Here is a 16,826-nt window from a genome sequence, read left to right on the forward strand (position 1 = left end):
AGGCGATAAGGTGTGGGGACAGGGAAGGGCAGTCCCTGCCCCCACGGGTGCAAACACAAGTGTCCACACAGGACAGATGTGTGCGGGAGCCGTTGGCACGCGACGTTTGTCGCTACCGCCGCTTGCAGGCGGCGGCTACCTCCTTTCCGGGCACCCGGGAGGTCGAGCCGGCCGCCGTGGCTTGCGCCATCCGGACTTGCGTCCGGTGAACGCAGGGGCCGCATTGAGTCACCTGCGGGCTGCAGTCAAGGCAGCCCGACGTGGCCCGTTGCATGCCACCATTGGCGGCCGGCCCGTTCTCTCAGATGCAATCGGCCTGAAGCATTCCGGGCTCACTCAGGCCGGTGCAATATCGATGACCTTCCGTGGAAGCGTTCCCACGGTGTTGTTCAGACGATAGCGAGTTGTGAATCGGTGCGCAACATTGCTGAAACTAATCTCTCCAGAGCGTCCACTGTGGAGGACCTGACTTCATCGGCGGTTTTCCGGTGATGCTGAAGCCATGCCGCTGATAGAACGCCAGGTTCCGGGGGTTCGACGACTCTAGATAGATCGCAAGCCCGTTGTTGGGTGCGGCTTTGAGTAACTCGGCTCCGAGGCCCTGCCCTTGCGCTTTCCTCGCTGTGGCAATGAATTCGAGGTACCAGTGGGCCGGTGGGACATTTTCGTGAAGTTTCTCGATCGCTGTCAGGCGCCCTAGAAGACGGGGCAGGCGCGTCCCGGCGGCCCGAACCATGGGCGCGGCCGACTTGAGCATCGCGCCCGTGGGCAGCTTCCACTGCCCGGGTGGAGACCACATGGTGACCGCTGTGTTGCCCGCGATGGTGTAGACGTGGCCACGGGGGATCGCGTGCTTCAGGAGTGCTGTGAAGACCCGTTCCCGGGCGCGATAGTCGCGCAGCATCCACGTCCACACCGGATCGTCGTCGAACGCGTCGGCGAGGGTGGACGCGAGCTGAGGTAGATCACTCAGGAAAGCAACGCGAATATCGTTCACAAACGCAGATGCTAGGTGATCGCCGCGAACCGCTGCACCTTGTCGACTGAGCCGGCCACGATGAGCAGCGCTTCCGGTGGGACCAGCGTTTCCGGCTGGGCATAGGTGAAGTCCTCGCCGCGCCGCTTCACGCCCACGACCGTGACGCCATGATTCGTGCGCAGGGCACAATCACGCAGCGTCTTGCCGATCGCTTCCTGTGGCGCACGGGTCTTGGCGATCGCGAAGCCATCGTCGAACTCGATGAAATCGATCATCTTGCTCGTGATGAGGTGCGCGACCCGGTCACCCATGCTCGCTTCGGGCTGCACGACATGATGCGCCCCCACCGCGGACAGGATTTTGGCGTGCTTGGCCGAAATGGCCTTCGCCCAGATCTGGGGCACGCCCAGGTCGGCCAGCGTGACCACGGTCAGGATGCTGGCCTCCACGCTGGTGCCGATCCCGACCACGGCCCGGCTGAACTCCGATACGCCAAGCTGGCGCAAGGCGTCGTCGTCGGTGCTGTCGGCCTGCACCACGTGGGTGAGGCGGTCGGCGTATTCCTGCACCGCTTTCATGCTGTGGTCGATGCCGAGGACCTCGTGCCCCAGCTTCGCCAGGGACTCGGCGATCGTGCCGCCGAAACGGCCGAGTCCAATGACGACAACAGCTTCTTCACTTGCCTGCTGGCTAGCCAACGATCGGACGCTCCTCTGGATAGCGGTAACGCGCGGGCCGCTCACTGAGCGCCAGCGCCGATGCCACGGTGACAATGCCAACGCGGCCAACAAACATCAGAAGTATCAATACCACTTGCGCGGCCGGCCCGAGGCTGGAGGTGATGCCTGTCGTCAGGCCCACGGTCGCGAAGGCGGACATCGCTTCGAAGAACACGCGCTCAAGCGAGAAATCCGTCATGGCGAGCAAGGCGATGGTCCCCGCGGCCACTACGGCGATGCTCAGCAGCGCCACGGTAATGGCTTGCCGTTGCGTTGACTCGGCGATCCGGCGTTTGCCGATCACGACGTCGCGTTCACGGCGCACTTCAGCCAGGATGACGAACAGCAGCAAGAAGAAGGTGGTGACCTTGACGCCGCCACTGGTGCCAGCGCTGCCACCGCCAATGAACATCAGCCAGTCGGTCACGAGGAGTGTTTCGGAGTTCATCTGCCCGAAGTCCACGCTGTTGAAGCCCGCCGTTCGCGGAGAGGTCCCCTGGAACAGGGCAGCCAAGATCTTGGCGGGCAGGTCAAGTGGGCCAAAGGTTTTCGGGTTGTTCCACTCGAACGTGAGCATGGCCGCGAAACCAATGAAAAGCAGGAAGGCCGTTCCCCAAACGGTTATGCGTGTGTGCACCGACCATTGCCTGGGCCGTCGCCGGCCACTGAGTTCATAGATGACAGGGAAACCGATGCTGCCCGCGATGATCGCGAAGATCATCGGAAGACAGATCCACCAGTCGGCCACGAAGGTCACGGTGTTATCGGGCATCAAGGTATAGCCGGTGTTATTCAGCGACGACACCGCGCTGAAAAAGCCCTGCCACACCGCTTCACCGAACGGGTAGTCATAGCCAAGCCATAGCCGCAGGGCCAGGATCACGGTGACAGCGCCTTCGACGATCACCATGAAGGCGGCGACCCGCAGAAGTAGACCCCGAAGGTCGCCAATCCCGACCGCGTGTGTCTCCGCCTGGGCCACGAGCCGCCCGGACAGCCCAAGCCGGCGCGCTGTGATGAAGCTAAGCAGGGTCGCTAGCGCCATGATGCCGAAGCCGCCGATCTGCATCAGCACCAGCAGCACGACGTGGCCAAACAGGGTCCAGTAGGTCGCTACGTCCACAACGGACAGCCCGGTGACGCAACCCGTTGAGACCGAGGTGAACAGAGCGGTCAGAAAGGGCGCGCCTCCGGGACCCCGCCGCGCGATGGGCAGGCTGAGCAGCACCGTGCCGACGGCGATCAGGCACAGAAAGGCGACCGGGACTAACCGGGCAGGGTGCTGCAGCCACCGACGCATGGAGTTGTTCTTACCATGCGCGATCTAGCCCTTAACGCTGCCGGCCAGCAGACCGCGAACGAAGTAGCGCTGAAGGCTCAGGAACACGATCAGCGGCACCACGATGGACACGAACGCACCGGCGGTAAGCCGTTGCCATTCTTGCCCACGGCTGCCTGCCATTTCGGCCAGGCGGACCGTTAGGGGCGCGTTGTCAGGCCCGCCGCCGGCGAACACGAGGCCGACGAGAAGGTCATTCCACACCCACAAGAACTGGAAGATGCCAAAGCTAGCCAGCGCCGGCACGATCAGCGGCAGCACGACCTGACGGAAGATGCGGGCATGGCTCGCCCCATCGACCCGGGCCGCCTCGATGACGTCGCCGGGCAACTCCGAGATGAAGTTGTGCAAGAGGAAGATGCCCAAAGGCAAAGCGAAGCACGTGTGCGCCAGCCAGACCGTCGCGGTCGGGTAGGGCCAGATGAGCGCCTCCTGCACCGGGCTGAGCATCTGCAGCATCGGGATTAGCGCCATCTGCAACGGCACGATCTGCAAGGCGAAGATGCCGATGAAAATCCAGTCACGGCCGCGGAATCTGGTCCACGCCAAGGCATATGCGGCCATGGCGCTAAACGCCACCGGGAACAGCACCGACGGAATGGTGATGACGAGCGAGTTGATGAAATAACTCAGCAGGCCCTGGTTTAGCAGGACCTCCTCGTAGTTAGCCATCGTCACTTGCGGGTCACCGAAGAAGTTCCACCAGCCGTTGGTCTTGATCTCCAGCTCGGGGCGGAAGCTGGAGATGAGCAAGCCGAAGGTCGGTGTGGTCCAAAGGACAGCGATGACGATCGCGACCAGGCTAGCCGTCCGGCTCGTCAACCGCTTGCGAACTCTGCCTTCCGAGCTCATCGGGCCTCCTTGCGGCGCTGGCGGACTAGCCGGACCTGGTAGAAGACGATCGGGGTGACCAGGAGGAAGAGGAAGACGGCGAGCGCGGCGCCCTTGCCATCCTCGTCGTAACGAAACGCGTAGTTGTACATCTCATTCGCGATGACACTGGTGCGGAACTGGCCGCCGGTCATCGTCCGCACGACGTCGAAGACTTTCAGCGTACCCACGGAGATGGTCACCAGGACCACGATCAAAGCTGGCCTGATGCTCGGAACCGTTACCCGCCAGAACATCTGGCTTGAAGTGACCCCGTCGAGCCTGGCGGCTTCGGTGATTTCGCTGGGGATCGCCTTGATCGCCGCCGAGAGCACCACCATCGCGAAGCCGGCCTGGATCCAAACCAGCACGGCGATGAGGAACATCGTGTTCCACGGGTCTTCCAGCAGCCACTGTTGCGGTTCCCCGCCGAGCCAGACCACGAGCTGGTTGGCCAGCCCGATCTGGTCTGACTCGGTGGGGCGGTAGGCGTAAACGAAACTCCAGATGATGCCGGCGCCAACGAACGAGATGGCCATCGGCATGAAGATGAGCGATTTCGCGAACGACTCGAACCTCGTGCGGTCCACGAGCACCGCGTAGAGGAGCCCAACAGCCGTCGACAGGGTCGGCACCAGCAGCACCCACAAAGCGGTGTTGCGTAAGGTTTCCCGGGTTTCGGCGTGGGTGAACATCCACACGTAGTTGTCCAGCCCCACGAAGGAGGTCGACGAGGAGTCGAAAAAGGACAGTGTCAGCGTGCGGATCGCCGGGTAGATCAAGCCGATGCTCAGCAAGATCCCGGCCGGGGCGAGGAAGCCGATGGCGACCCAGCGGTCCTTAGGGCTATCCACTTTGCCCAGCGCGAGTAGAAGCAACCCCATAACAGCGGCGAAGCCGATGATGCCGTAAACAAGCATCATCAGCTTCTCGCCTTCGATCGCGAAATCGAAGCTCATCGTCGTTGCTTACTTGGGCCAGGAGTTTTCGATGAAGTCCAAAGTTTCCTTTGTGGACTTTCCGGTGATCCAGTCGGTCATGCCCTTCCAGAACGTGCCCGCGCCAACGGTCGCTGGCATCAGGTCGGAACCGTCGAACCGGAACACGGTCGCCGGGTCCTGCAGGATCTGAACCGACTTCTTGTCGATCGGGTTGGACACATTGGCCAGTTCGAGGCCCTTGTTGGCGCTCACCCAGTTGCCGGTCTTGGCGCGGGTGTTCGCGTAGTGCTCACTGGCCAGGTAGGTCTGGAACGCCTGGACCTCGGGCCGGTCGGTGAACGCGGCGGTGAACTCGCCACCGCCGAGCACTGGCTTGCCCTTGGCCGGGTCGATCGCCGGGAAGTAGAAGGCGAACACGTCGCCGTCCTCGGCGACCTTGGTGCCCTTAGGCCATTGGTTGGCGTAGAAGGACGCCTGACGGTGCAATGCGCACTTGCCCTGAACGATCGGCAAGCCGCCGTCCTGGAACGTGGTCGTCGCGATGGACTTCACGTCGCCGTAGCCACCGTTGACGTAGGCCGCGTTCTTGAGAATGCTGCCGGCGCGGTCAGTGGCGGAGGTGATTTCCGGTCCGTTGAACGGAATGCTGTGCGCGACCCACTTGTCGTACACGTCCGGGCCCTGGTCGCGAAGCACGATGTCTTCGATCCAGTCGGTGGCCGGCCAGCCCGTGGCGTCACCGGAACCGATGCCCGCGCACCAAGGCTTGAGCTTGCCTTCACCGGCGATCTTGTCGCTGAGGGTGATCAGCTCGGCCCATGTGGTCGGGACGGTCCAGCCGTTGTCCTTGAACATCTTCGGCGAGTACCAGACGAAGCTCTTGACGTTGGAGCCCAGCGGGGCGCCGTAGAGCTTGCCGTCGACCGTGCCGTATTTCAGCCAGTCCTTGGTGAAGTTCTTCTCCGCCATGGCCTTGGTCTTGTCGCCAACCGGCTTGAGCTTGCCGGCCTTGGCGAATGACTCCAGCAGACCCGGCTGCGGGATGAGGGTGACGTCGGGGGCACGGTTGCCATCGACGCGAACTTTGATCTGCGCCTCGAACTCAGCACTGCCTTCGTATTTGACAGTGACGCCGGTGCAGTCTGCCCACGCCTTCCAGGCGTCTTCCATCAGCTTGCCGTCGGCGTCGCGGATGGGGGAGTAGACCGTCACGGTTTTGCCAGCGATGCCCTTGTAATCGGTAAAGGCAGCACACTCGGGAGTGTCTAGTTTGTCCTTCGCGCCAGTATCCGTGTTACCGCCCTTGCAGGCGGTGGCGGTTAGCGCCAGCGCTGCTACGCCCACCAGGGCGAATAGCTTGCGCTGTAGGTGAGAGGCCATCAGCACGTTCCTCCTCAGTTGCCGATGCAAGACACTGAAAATCATGCAAGAAGTTTCGGGAGCGTGTCCAGACCTCATCCTTGCAGGGTCTGTAACGGTTTGGCTACCTGCCGGAAACAACGGTAGGAGATCGTGATATAAACAAGACGTACGTACGGTTTGTTGGAGGTAGCCATGTGGAATCCCGAGATTTACCTGCGCTTTGCCGATGAACGGGGCCGCCCGTTTCACGATCTTGTCGGGCGGGTGAAGGCCGAAACGCCCCGAGTTGTCGAGGACCTAGGTTGCGGTCCCGGCAACCTCACCGAGACCCTTGCCGTCCGCTGGCCGGACGCTCAGATCCGGGGAGTGGACTCCTCGCCGGAAATGATCGCCGCGGCGCAGACGCCATCGGCCCTCGCGACCTACGCGGTGGGTGACGTTCGCGCGCACGTGCCCGGTGCCGAAGTGGACGTCATCGTGACTAACGCCATGCTTCAGTGGGTCGAAGGTGCCGATGAGATCCTCGCCAGCTGGGTCAAGCCCGGCCGGTGGATCGCCGCGCAGATGCCCGCCAACCACGACGCCCCCGCGCACGTGCTGTTGCGTGAACTCTGCGGAACAGCGAAATGGTCCGCCAAGCTCGGGTTCATGGCCGACAAGCGTTCCGTGGGCGACGCGGTGCACTACGCCCGCCTGCTGCGCACGGCGGGCTGCGACCACGTCGACACGTGGGAGACCTTGTATGTGCATCAGCTCCCGGTCACGGGAGCGCACCATCCCGTGCTCACGTGGCTTAGCGGAACGGCGCTGCGGCCCGTCCGGGCGGCACTGTCCGATGACGACTTTCTCGCTTATTGCGCCGAACTGCAGCCGCGTCTGGCAGAGGCCTATCCCGCGCACGATGGGGTGGTTGACTTCCCGTTCCTGCGTGTCTTCGCGGTCGGCTATCGAAGTTCGTGAGCGGGACGGCTTAGACTGAGCCATGTCTGAGCCGATGCCCATTCCTCCTTCGGTCCCGGTCGAATACGAAGACCTCGCCCGCGCGCAGATGTCCGTTCAGGACGAACTGTTAGCGGTGCCCAGCATCGTCGGTGTGGCGCTGGGGCACAAAGTCGTCGCGGGGATCCCGACACCGGACCGGGCCATCGTGGTCCTGGTCGAAAACAAGGTCGCCGCGCAGACGCTTCCCGCGACAGAGGTTGTGCCTCCCGCCATCGGTGGCATCCCCACCGATGTGCAGGAGGTCGGCATCCTGCGCGCCGATCCCCGCCCGCTCGCGGCCGCTTCCGTCAGCCTGACCCGCAAGTTCCGGCCCGCGTTCGGTGGCATCAGCGTGGGGCACCATGCCATCACGGCCGGCACGATCGCGACCGGATGCTATGACGCGCAACCGTTTCCGGGCATGCCGTCGAAGTTCTACCTGCTGAGCAACAACCATGTGCTCGCCAACTCCAACGACGCCGCGGTGGGCGACGCGATCCTGCAACCGGGACCGTATGACGGCGGCACACAGGCCGACCAGATCGGCAAGCTGAGCCGGTTCGTGGAAATCAAGTTCGGCCAGGGTCAGCAGAACGAGGTCGACGCGGCCATCGCCGAGGTGGAACTGTCCGATCTAGACAGACGCATCCACTGGGTCGGCAACATGCGCAAGAGCATCCTCACGCCAGAGGTCGGGCTGCTGCTATCCAAGACCGGCCGCACCACCGGCTTCACGACGGGACGCATCGTCAACATCAACGCCACCGTCGACGTGAACTACGGCTCGGGCAAGGTCGCCCGGTTCATCGGGCAGCTCATCACCACACCTATGTCGGAACCCGGCGACTCCGGGAGCCTGGTTGCCGACTTGGACGGTTCCGCTGTCGGTCTGCTCTTCGCAGGGTCTACGCTGGCAACCGTCGTCAATACGATCGAAGCCGTGCAACGCCTCTTAGGAGTCAAGATCGCGGATGGCTGAAGTAGCCGCTGCCCTGGCCAAGGCGCAGGAGTGGGTTGGAACCGTGCCCGGAGTAGTCATGGTGGGGCAGGGGCGTGCCGATGACGGGTCACCTACGATCGATGTTTGGGTGACCCAGGCCGTCAGCCTTCCCGCCACCGTCCAAGGAGTTGAGGTTAGGGTCCGCGACAGCGGGACAATTGAGGCACAGTAAGTTCTGTAGAGCATGCAGGACTTCATCGCCGGGTTGCCCAAAGCCGAACTTCACGTCCACCACGTCGGTTCAGCCCTCCCACGGATCGTCGCCGAACTCGCGGCACGTCATGAAGGTGCTTCTCCAGTACCGGCTGATCCTGAGCTTTTGAAGGATTACTTCACGTTCACTGACTTCGGTCATTTCGTGACGGTCTATTTGAGTGTCGTCGATCTCATCCGTGATGCCGAGGATGTGCGCATCCTGACCTTCGAAATCGCGCGGGAACTGGCCCGGCAGAACGTCCGCTACGCCGAGCTGACGGTCACGCCCTACTCGCACATCAAGCGCGGCGTGCCCGCGACCGCGTTTTGCGAGGCGATCGAAGACGCGCGGCTATCGGCTGAGCGGGAACTGGGCATCCAGTTGCGGTGGTGCTTCGACATCCCCGGTGAGGCAGGGCTGCCGGCCGCGGAGGTCACGCTGAAGACAGCTCTGGAAGAAAAGCCGGAAGGCCTCATCAGTTTCGGCCTGGGCGGGCCGGAGATTGGCGTGCCGCGGCCACAGTTCAAGCCCTACTTCGCGATGGCGAAAGCCAATGGGCTCTATAGCGTGCCGCACGCGGGTGAGACGACTGGGCCGCAAACCATCTGGGACGCCATCAACGAGCTGACCCCGGACCGCATCGGCCACGGCATCTCGGCGGCGCAGGACCCGGAACTCATGGCCTATCTCGCCGAGCACCAGCTGCCGATCGAGGTCTGCCCAACGTCCAATGTGTGCACGCGCGCCGTGCCCGCTATCGAAGAGCACCCGCTGGCATTGCTTTCCCAGGCCGGCGTCAAGTTCAGCATCAACTCCGACGATCCGCCGATGTTCGGCACGACCCTGGAGAATGAGTACACCGTGGCCGCGCGCCTGCTGGAGCTAGATGAGCGCGGTGTGGCCCAGCTGGCCCGCAACGCGGTGGAACAGTCCTTCGCCCCACTGGACACGAAGCGGGCCATCCTCGGTGAGATCGACAGCTACGTCGCGTCACACGCTATGTAGCTTGCGCACCTTCGTCCACGTTGGACGGTCGAGGGCGCCAGCCTTGTTGTCGACCGTGCGAATGCGGATCGGGTCGGTGAGGTCGAGGTAGCTGTTCTTGTCCGCGTTGCGGTCCCAGGCGCGCGTCTCGATCTGGATGTGATCGCGGCGGCGGCTCTGGTCCTGGCTCGTGATCTTCAGGACGTCATAGCCCGTGAAGGTCACGCGCACGATGAGGCACGGGCGCACCTTGGAGCCGGGGCCGTCTTCGAACGGAACGTCGGCCCACCAGATCTCACCCGGCCGCGCCTTGCGGTTGAACAGGATTCGCCAAAGCCACGACAACATGCGCCAGATCCTAACGGCGCGCTCGGCGGAGCAGCCGAGGGCCGGCTATTCGGCTGATATCCGGGGGGACCTAAAGGCATGAAGAATCCTCGGCTATGAATTCGGTATTCACCGCGGTCTTCCTGCCGATCGCGCTCGGCATCGTGATGCTCGGTCTCGGTCTTGGCCTGACGATTGCCGACTTCAAACGCATTGTCGTGTTTCCCAAAGCCGTGCTGATCGCCCTGGTCTGCCAGGTCATCTTGCTTCCCGCGGCGTGCTTCGGGCTGGTCATCGCTTTTGACCTGCCACCCGTTCTGGCCGTCGGCATGATGCTGCTCGCCGCCTCACCGGGCGGGACGACGGCCAACCTCTACAGCCACCTCTTCGGCGGCAACGTGGCGCTGAACGTGACGCTCACGGCCGTCAACTCCGTCCTGGCCGTGTTCACGTTGCCCATCGTCGTCAACTTCGCGGTCGCCCACTTCATGTCGGGCACCGGCCAAATTGGGCTCCAGTTCGACAAGGTGCTGCAGGTCTTCGCGATCGTGCTGCTTCCCGTCGCCCTCGGCATGTTCATCCGGTCGCGTTCGGTCGCTTTCGCCGATCGCATGCACAAGCCGGTGCGCATCCTTTCCGTCCTCGTCCTCGTCGTCGTCATCGCTGGCGCGATCATCAAGGACCTCGACAAGTTCGGCGAATACTTCGCCGCGGCCGGCGCTGTCGCCTTGGCCTTCAACCTGGTTAGCCTCGCGGTGGGCTATTTCGCGCCACGGCTGGCCAAGGTCGGCAAGCCCGAGTCGGTTGCCGCCGCGATGGAAATCGGCATCCACAATGGAACCCTCGCGATCGCCATCGCGATTTCGCCCGCGTTGCTCAACAACAGCGAGATGGCCGTCCCGGCTGCCGTCTACAGCCTCATCATGTTCTTCACGGCGGCGGCGTTCGGATATGTCGTGCGGGAACGGCGAAGCGTTTCGTGAGGGCTAGGTAGTCCTCCTTTACGTGGAGAACTTCGACGACTTCGTGGCCACCCGGTCACACCGGCTGCTGCACACGGCCTACCTGCTGACCCGAGACCACGCGCTGGCCGAGGATCTGCTCCAGACCGCGTTAGCCCGCAGCTGGGCGGCTTGGGATCGCATCGAGGGCGATCCCGAGCCGTACGTGCGCCGCGTGCTAGTGAACACGTTTCGCTCCTGGTGGCGCCGGCGCTGGAACGGCGAAGTTCCCACGGGCTTGATCCCGGAACGCGGCTATGGCCCAGCACAGTCCGATGTGGACGATCGTGATCTCGTCTTGCGGGCGCTCGGCCGGCTGCCCAAGCGGCAACGGGCTGTCTTGGTACTGCGGTATTTCGAGGACCTGAGCGAGACGCAGATCGCTGAACTGATGTCAGTTTCGGCCGGTGCTGTGCGCAGCTATGCCGCCAAGGGCATCGCCTCGCTGCGGGCCGATCCCGCGCTGTTGAGCCAGCTGCCGGCCCCGCTGACGGTTCCCGAAGGCACGCAACGTCTTTCGGGTGTGCGGCATCGCGTCGCCGCTGCCCGCCGACGCAACGTCGCCGTGGCTTTGGTGCTCGCACTGGCGACTGTCGCGGCACTTCTGGTTTTCAGACCGCAAGTGGACCAGTCGCCTCCGATCACGCCGCCCAGCGTGGTTCCCTCCACAGCGGATTCCTTTGACTCTTATCAGTTTCCGTCGCCGCCAAGCGTGTTAGCGCCGATTGTGCTTGACACCTATGGGATGTTCGATGGGGCGGTCGCGATCTTTGGGCCGCCGGTGACGGTGCGCTGGCACGCCCGCATGAAGATAACGGTGCGCTCACAGACACCGGGCCGGTACACCGTGAAGCTAAACGGCGTACCGGTAAGAACGGTCATCTTCTGGGACTACACCGCGCCGCTGAAGAAGGAAGTCTTTGAAGCCGAGCCAGGTCTGGTTGGCAGCGACGTGACCGTGACGGTGGAACCCGAACGCGCTCATGCCCATTGGGTGGTCGCGATAGGGCCGGCTGCGCCATGGGAGCAACCGCAGCCGGCATCGTCTTCTTAAGGCAGTTTGAGAACCCAGCGGTAGGCCTGGACGAGACCGGTGTCGAAGCTTGCCGCTGAACCCCACAGGAAAAGGCGGAAGCGACGGTAGAACGGGTCGCCCCAGCGCTTGACGACATCGTCACGGGCCGCGTCGAGACGCCGTGCCCATTCCGCGCACGTGAGGTGATAGTTGTGGCGGTCGTCGTCGACGCTGATCAGCTCGAACGGCGACCGTGCCACGTGCCGCAGATATTGGTGCAGCACAAGGGGAGAGGACTTGCCCGGATAGATGTAGCGCGCCATGAACGTGGACACCCGGTGCTTGCTGCGCATGGCCAGAGCGTCTAGGTAGACCCGTCCGCCGGGCTTGAGCCAAGACGCGTACTGCCGCAGTGTCGTCTTGTAGTCCGGGATGTGCTCGGTGACGCCCATGTTGACCACGGCGTCATAGCGGTGCCGCGCCTTGAACTCCAAGGCGTGCTGGCGAATCACCTCGGCCGGCAAGTCCTCACGCTTGATGAGGTCGTTGAGGTAGCGCTCGGACTCCTCGGCCAGGGTCAGCGCCGTGACCTTAACGCCCCGTTTGCCGGCGTGCTCCATGAACGCACCCCAGCCGCCGCCAACCTCCAGCACGTGATCGCCGGGCTTGGCCCCGATGGCTTCCAGAGCCAGGTCCATTTTGCGGGTCATCGCGTCTTCCAGCGGTTCGTCGTCGCGCTCGAAGACACCCTGGGTGTAACAGCGGTGGCGCTTGTCCATAAACGTCAGGAAGAAGTCAGAGTCATTGTCGTAATGCGACGAGATGGCCGGGCGGTCGGCCTTGATGAACCGCGTGATCCACGCGATCGGATGCCGGTCATGGAACATGCCCCGCATCTTCAGCGCTGTCATCAGATCGCCCTCGATGTCGAGCCAGCCGCGCAGGTAGGCGACACCGATGGCGAACTGGTCGAGCCCGGCGAGCGCCTGAGCGCCGCGCGGATCCGTGGCACGGACGGTGAAAAGCGGGCTATCGGGCCCAAGCGTGACCATCGTGCCGTTAACGTCTTCCACCGCGAAAGAAACCGGCTTCCGGGTGGCGAAATAGCTGCTATAGCGCTTGGAAATAGTGTCGGCCAGTGCCATAAGCATCAATCTAACGAAGAGTGGTGAACAGCGGGAGTCTTCTGTGTCTGATGCCAGTTGATGTCCGGAACCGGAAGGCGCTAAACCTCCGGCGCGGCCTTAGCGTAAGCGCACCGTTTTCAGACACGCATAAGGAGCGATCTATGCGGTTAATCATCGCGGCGCTGGCCGCGGTCCTGACAGCTGCCGGGGCGTTATCAGCCCAGGCTCTGGCAGGCCCGGCCCCGCTTGAGGCCGAGCCGGCCGCCGCTGACCCCAGCGGGTATCTGGCCGTCGCCGACGCCATCCCGGATAGCTACCTAGTCGTCCTCAAAGGACGGCCAGCCGTTGGCATTCAGTCCAAATCCGCCGTGACGAGCGAGGCGAACTCGCTCACTACCAAGCACGGTGGCAAGACCGGTGCCATCTTCTCGGCCGCCCTGCGCGGATTCGCGTTCACCGGAACCGAGCAGCAGGCCCGTGCCCTCGCGGCAGACCCAACCGTCCAGTTCGTCCAGCAGAACGGCCGGGTGTCCGTTGTGGAGACCCAGCCCAACCCGCCCTCGTGGGGGCTCGACCGCATCGATCAGCGCAACCTGCCGCTCGACCAGTCCTACACGTATCCGGCGACCGCTTCCTCGGTCCACGTATACGTTTTGGACACGGGCATCCGGCGTACCCACCAGAATTTTGGCGGGCGCGCGGACATCGTCTTTGACAACGTTGGCGATGGGCGCAATGGCGTTGACTGCCACGGACATGGCACCCATGTCGCCGGAACGGTCGGCGGCTCAACCTATGGCGTGGCCAAAGGCGTGCGTATCCATGCCGTCCGCGTCCTTGACTGTGGCGGCAGCGGCGACGACAACAAAATCGCCGAAGCCATCGACTGGGTGACCCAGAACGCGCAAAAGCCAGCCGTGGCCAACATGAGCCTCGGCGCCCAAGGCAGCCACGCGGGCATGGAAACCGCCGTGCGGGGCTCGATCGCCGCCGGCATCACCTATGCGCTCGCGGGCGGCAACAACAACCAGAGCGCCTGCAACTTCACGCCCGCACGGGAACCGCTCGCCATCACCGTTGGCGCGACGGAATCCAATGACGCGCGTGCTTCCTATTCCAACTACGGCACCTGTCTGGACCTGTTCGGCCCGGGCTCAAACATCACGTCAGCCGGGCACAACAGTGACACCGGCACCGCGACGATGAGCGGAACGTCGATGGCGTCGCCGCACGTGGCCGGGGCGGCGGCGCTTTACCTCGCCGCCAATCCAAACGCGACACCGCAACAGGTGCGTGACGCGCTCGTGAACGGCGGGACGCCGGGCAAGGTGACCAACCCGGGAAGCGGCTCTCCCAACGTGCTGTTGTTCGTCGGGTCTGGTGGCCCCACGCCAACACCGACGGCTTCCCCGACCTCGTCGCCAACGCCGTCACCGTCACCGACGGGCTCCCCAACGCCGTCGCCGACGGTGCCGCCGGGCAGTGAATACGCCAATGACACCAACGTTTCCATTGGTGGGTTCAACAGCCCAGCGGTCGGGTCCATCAACGTGAGCGGGCGGCCGGGCAGCGCGCCTTCCGCTTTGGTGGTCAAGGTGAAGATCGTGTGCCCCAAGCGGGGCGACCTCAGCATTGAGCTCATCGGGCCCAACGGGTTCTTCTATCAGCTCAAGCAGGTCAACTTCGGTGACACGGCACCCAACCTGGACGCGGTGTACACGGTCAACGCGACCGCGTCGCCAGCTTCCGGCACGTGGCAAATAAGGGTGCGGGCCTTCAACTTTAACGCCAGCAATGGTTATCTCGATCGATGGAGCCTGACATTCTGAAACGTTCCATGCGCCCCGTCCAGCTGGACGGGGCGCCCCTCCTGGAGCCCGTCGGGTTAGGACAGATCCATAGCGACCTCTACCTCGACCTGCTCGCCTTCCCGCGCAGCACGATTCCGGCGATGGCGGCGCGCCTTGAGCTGCCCGCCGGGCGCGTGCGCAAAACGCTGCAGTACCTCTTGGACGCGGGGCTCGTGAGCCGCCTGGCCGGAGCACGGCACCACTACGTGGCGGCACCGCCCGAAGTCGCCGTCGACGCGCTCGTAGCGAGGCGCAGCCAGCAGCTTGAGCAGCTGCGTGTGCACGCCCACGAACTGGCCGTCGTCATCCGCAATCAAGTGCAGCCGGGGGAGGCCTCAGAGCTGATCCAGCTCGTCGAGGGCTCCGAGGCGGTCGGGCACCACCTCGCCCGCATGCAGCTCGGCGCCCGGGAAGAGGTGCTCATCGTGGACTGCCCGCCGTACCTCTACGGCCGTCCCGTCCACAACGAAGAGGAACTCAAAGCACTAGCGCGCGGCGTGAGTTACCGCTGCATCTATCACGCGCCCGGACTGCAGGAAGAAGGCCATCTGGACTCGATGCTGGAGTGTGTGGCGGCGGGGGAGCAAGCCAGGACGCTGCCCTCGGTGCGGATGAAAATGATCATCGCGGACCGCCGGATCGCGCTCGTGCCGGTCAGCTTCTCAGCCGCCGAAACTGGGACCAGACTGCTCGTTCAGCCCTCACCTTTGCTGGACGCGTTAGTGGCGTGCTTCGAATCGCTGTGGCAGCGCGCCACTCCAGCCGGGTCGTTGTCGGACGGTCTGGCCGAGCCCGACCGCAAGCTGCTGGCCATGCTCGCCAGCGGCATGAAGGACCGGGCCATCGCGCGGGCACTCGGCGTCACCGAACGCACCGTCGGCCGGCGCGTGCAGGAACTCATGTCGCAACTGGACGCCGGCACGCGCTTTCAAGCCGGGTTACAAGCGGGCCGGCGAGGTCTTCTTTAGAGCCAATGGCGCTTCTTGAACACGCGGTAGAGCACGAAGCACACCAGCGCCATCAGTCCTAACGCGAAGGGATAACCCCACGCCCAGTGCGTCTCGGGCATGTTGTCGAAGTTCATGCCGTAGATCGTGCCCACAAGCGTTGGGGCGAAAAGGATCGCGGCCCAGGCCGAGATCTTCTTTACCTCAACGTTTTCGTCATTGGACGCTTCGGTCAGCGCGGTGAGGCTGGCGATCTGGCTCTGGCCGACAAGGGTCAGGTTCACGTTGAGGATGTTCTCCAGCATCTGCCGGAAGCTGTCCACGCGCTCGGCCACGACCAGAGCGTGGTCGGCCACGTCGCGCAGGTTGCGCCGCAGCTCCTCATCCGTGCCGTACTTATCGAACCCCGCCTCAAGCCCTCTCAGGATGCCAAGCAGCGGGCGAGCCGCGCGCTGAAACTCGATCACCTCGCGCGACAGCTCATAGATGCGCTTGGAGGCCATCGGGTCGCCATCGAAGACCTGGTCTTCAATCTCATCGATGTCGTTTTGCAGGCCGGCGATCACGGGGGCGTAGCCGTCGACGACAGCGTCCAGCACCGCGTAGAGCACGGCTTCCGGCCCCAGGCCAAGCAGCTTGGGATCGGATTCGAGTCGTTGCCGCACCTCCCCGAGATCCGGAGCGTCACTATGCCGGACCGTCAGCACGAACTGCGGGCCGGTGAACACGTGGATCTCGCCAAACTCCACGGTTTCGGTCTCGTCGATATAGCGGGCCGAGCGCAGGGCGACGAACTGAGTGTCGCCGTAGCGGTCCAGCTTGGGGCGCTGGTGGGCCACGATCGCGTCTTCGAGGGCTAGCTCATGCAGGCCAAACTGGCGCGCAGCGGTCTGCAACTGGTCATCTGTGGGGCGGAGCAGGCCAATCCACACCATCGTGCCGGGCGGGCCCGGCAGCTGGTTGTAGACCTGCGCGAGCGTGCTCGGTCCAGACACGCGCCGGCCATCGCGGTAAACCGCGGCGTCCACCACAGTGCCCTGCAACGACAGGACGGCGGGCGGTTCCTCGTCCGTCCGTGGGTCCATCGACAGTTCGGGGGCTTCCGTGTGCCGCATAGTCCCAAGTTTGCCCCCAAGCCCTCTCCGTGTCGGGCGATATCGGGCAACCGATAACATCGGGCAAAGCCAA

At 63.8% G+C, this 16,826-nt stretch carries 17 protein-coding genes; 8 read left to right on the forward strand and 9 right to left on the reverse strand.

The features are described from left to right. Positions 1-433: 433 nt before the first annotated feature. From A3E1_RS0106365 to A3E1_RS0106390, 6 genes are read right to left on the reverse strand one after another with little or no spacing between them, the layout of a single operon-like run. The gene (locus A3E1_RS0106365) at positions 434-997 is read right to left on the reverse strand and encodes a GNAT family N-acetyltransferase (protein ID WP_020519916.1); all 564 of its coding nucleotides are present in this window, start codon (positions 995-997) and stop codon (positions 434-436) included. Positions 998-1,008: 11 nt separating this feature from the next. Beyond that, positions 1,009-1,677 (reverse strand): potassium channel family protein, encoded by a 669-nt coding sequence (locus A3E1_RS0106370; protein ID WP_020519917.1) that lies wholly within the window; start codon positions 1,675-1,677, stop codon positions 1,009-1,011. Further along, entirely contained in the window at positions 1,670-2,998 is a 1,329-nt protein-coding gene (locus tag A3E1_RS0106375) for a TrkH family potassium uptake protein (RefSeq protein ID WP_020519918.1), read from the reverse strand. The genes A3E1_RS0106370 and A3E1_RS0106375 overlap by 8 nt, the downstream gene beginning before the upstream one ends. Positions 2,999-3,022: 24 nt before the next feature. Further along, positions 3,023-3,889 carry a carbohydrate ABC transporter permease gene (locus A3E1_RS0106380; protein ID WP_020519919.1) on the reverse strand — a complete coding sequence of 289 codons (867 nt, stop codon included), beginning with the start codon at positions 3,887-3,889 and terminating at the stop codon, positions 3,023-3,025. Next, positions 3,886-4,866 carry a carbohydrate ABC transporter permease gene (locus A3E1_RS0106385; protein ID WP_020519920.1) on the reverse strand — a complete coding sequence of 327 codons (981 nt, stop codon included), beginning with the start codon at positions 4,864-4,866 and terminating at the stop codon, positions 3,886-3,888. The genes A3E1_RS0106380 and A3E1_RS0106385 overlap by 4 nt, the downstream gene beginning before the upstream one ends. Positions 4,867-4,875: 9 nt before the next feature. Further along, the gene (locus tag A3E1_RS0106390; protein WP_026208143.1) at positions 4,876-6,228 is read right to left on the reverse strand and encodes an ABC transporter substrate-binding protein; all 1,353 of its coding nucleotides are present in this window, start codon (positions 6,226-6,228) and stop codon (positions 4,876-4,878) included. Positions 6,229-6,402: 174 nt separating this feature from the next. Here A3E1_RS0106390 and A3E1_RS0106395 point away from each other — a divergent pair, with 174 nt between their 5' ends. From A3E1_RS0106395 to A3E1_RS0106410, 4 genes are read left to right on the forward strand one after another with little or no spacing between them, the layout of a single operon-like run. Next, the gene (locus A3E1_RS0106395) at positions 6,403-7,170 is read left to right on the forward strand and encodes a methyltransferase domain-containing protein (RefSeq protein ID WP_020519922.1); all 768 of its coding nucleotides are present in this window, start codon (positions 6,403-6,405) and stop codon (positions 7,168-7,170) included. Between the two features lie 22 nt (positions 7,171-7,192). Further along, positions 7,193-8,170, forward strand: a complete 978-nt coding sequence (locus tag A3E1_RS0106400) for a hypothetical protein (RefSeq protein WP_020519923.1) — start codon at positions 7,193-7,195, stop codon at positions 8,168-8,170. Next, positions 8,163-8,363, forward strand: coding sequence for a hypothetical protein (locus A3E1_RS0106405; RefSeq protein WP_020519924.1), 201 nt, complete (start codon positions 8,163-8,165; stop codon positions 8,361-8,363). The genes A3E1_RS0106400 and A3E1_RS0106405 overlap by 8 nt, the downstream gene beginning before the upstream one ends. Positions 8,364-8,375: 12 nt before the next feature. Further along, entirely contained in the window at positions 8,376-9,392 is a 1,017-nt protein-coding gene (locus A3E1_RS0106410) for an adenosine deaminase (RefSeq protein ID WP_020519925.1), read from the forward strand. On the opposite strand, the gene A3E1_RS39220 is transcribed toward A3E1_RS0106410, so the two are convergent. Continuing rightward, entirely contained in the window at positions 9,378-9,719 is a 342-nt protein-coding gene (locus tag A3E1_RS39220) for a type II toxin-antitoxin system PemK/MazF family toxin (protein WP_020519926.1), read from the reverse strand. The genes A3E1_RS0106410 and A3E1_RS39220 overlap by 15 nt on opposite strands. Positions 9,720-9,814: 95 nt before the next feature. Between A3E1_RS39220 and A3E1_RS0106420 the strand changes: the two genes are divergently transcribed. Together A3E1_RS0106420 and A3E1_RS45570 are read left to right on the forward strand one after the other, a co-directional pair. After that, on the forward strand, positions 9,815-10,681 hold the full coding sequence (locus A3E1_RS0106420) for a bile acid:sodium symporter family protein (RefSeq protein ID WP_020519927.1): 867 nt from the start codon (positions 9,815-9,817) through the stop codon (positions 10,679-10,681). A 22-nt stretch (positions 10,682-10,703) separates the two neighbouring features. Then, complete coding sequence (locus tag A3E1_RS45570; protein ID WP_020519928.1) at positions 10,704-11,753, forward strand: SigE family RNA polymerase sigma factor; 1,050 nt, start codon at positions 10,704-10,706, stop codon at positions 11,751-11,753. Here A3E1_RS45570 and A3E1_RS0106430 read toward each other — a convergent pair. Beyond that, positions 11,750-12,859 carry a class I SAM-dependent methyltransferase gene (locus A3E1_RS0106430; RefSeq protein WP_020519929.1) on the reverse strand — a complete coding sequence of 370 codons (1,110 nt, stop codon included), beginning with the start codon at positions 12,857-12,859 and terminating at the stop codon, positions 11,750-11,752. The two genes, A3E1_RS45570 and A3E1_RS0106430, sit on opposite strands and share 4 nt — an antisense overlap. A 143-nt stretch (positions 12,860-13,002) precedes the next feature. On the opposite strand from A3E1_RS0106430, the gene A3E1_RS0106435 reads away from it, so the two are divergent. Further along, the gene (locus tag A3E1_RS0106435; protein WP_020519930.1) at positions 13,003-14,670 is read left to right on the forward strand and encodes a S8 family serine peptidase; all 1,668 of its coding nucleotides are present in this window, start codon (positions 13,003-13,005) and stop codon (positions 14,668-14,670) included. Next, positions 14,652-15,659: a helix-turn-helix transcriptional regulator gene (locus tag A3E1_RS0106440; RefSeq protein ID WP_020519931.1), complete on the forward strand. Its 1,008-nt coding sequence runs from the start codon at positions 14,652-14,654 to the stop codon at positions 15,657-15,659. The genes A3E1_RS0106435 and A3E1_RS0106440 overlap by 19 nt, the downstream gene beginning before the upstream one ends. Here A3E1_RS0106440 and A3E1_RS0106445 read toward each other — a convergent pair. Continuing rightward, on the reverse strand, positions 15,656-16,753 hold the full coding sequence (locus A3E1_RS0106445) for a magnesium and cobalt transport protein CorA (protein WP_020519932.1): 1,098 nt from the start codon (positions 16,751-16,753) through the stop codon (positions 15,656-15,658). The genes A3E1_RS0106440 and A3E1_RS0106445 overlap by 4 nt on opposite strands. Positions 16,754-16,826: the final 73 nt, after the last annotated feature.

It is taken from the genome of Catelliglobosispora koreensis DSM 44566, assembly GCF_000379685.1.
Taxonomy (GTDB): domain Bacteria; phylum Actinomycetota; class Actinomycetes; order Mycobacteriales; family Micromonosporaceae; genus Catelliglobosispora; species Catelliglobosispora koreensis.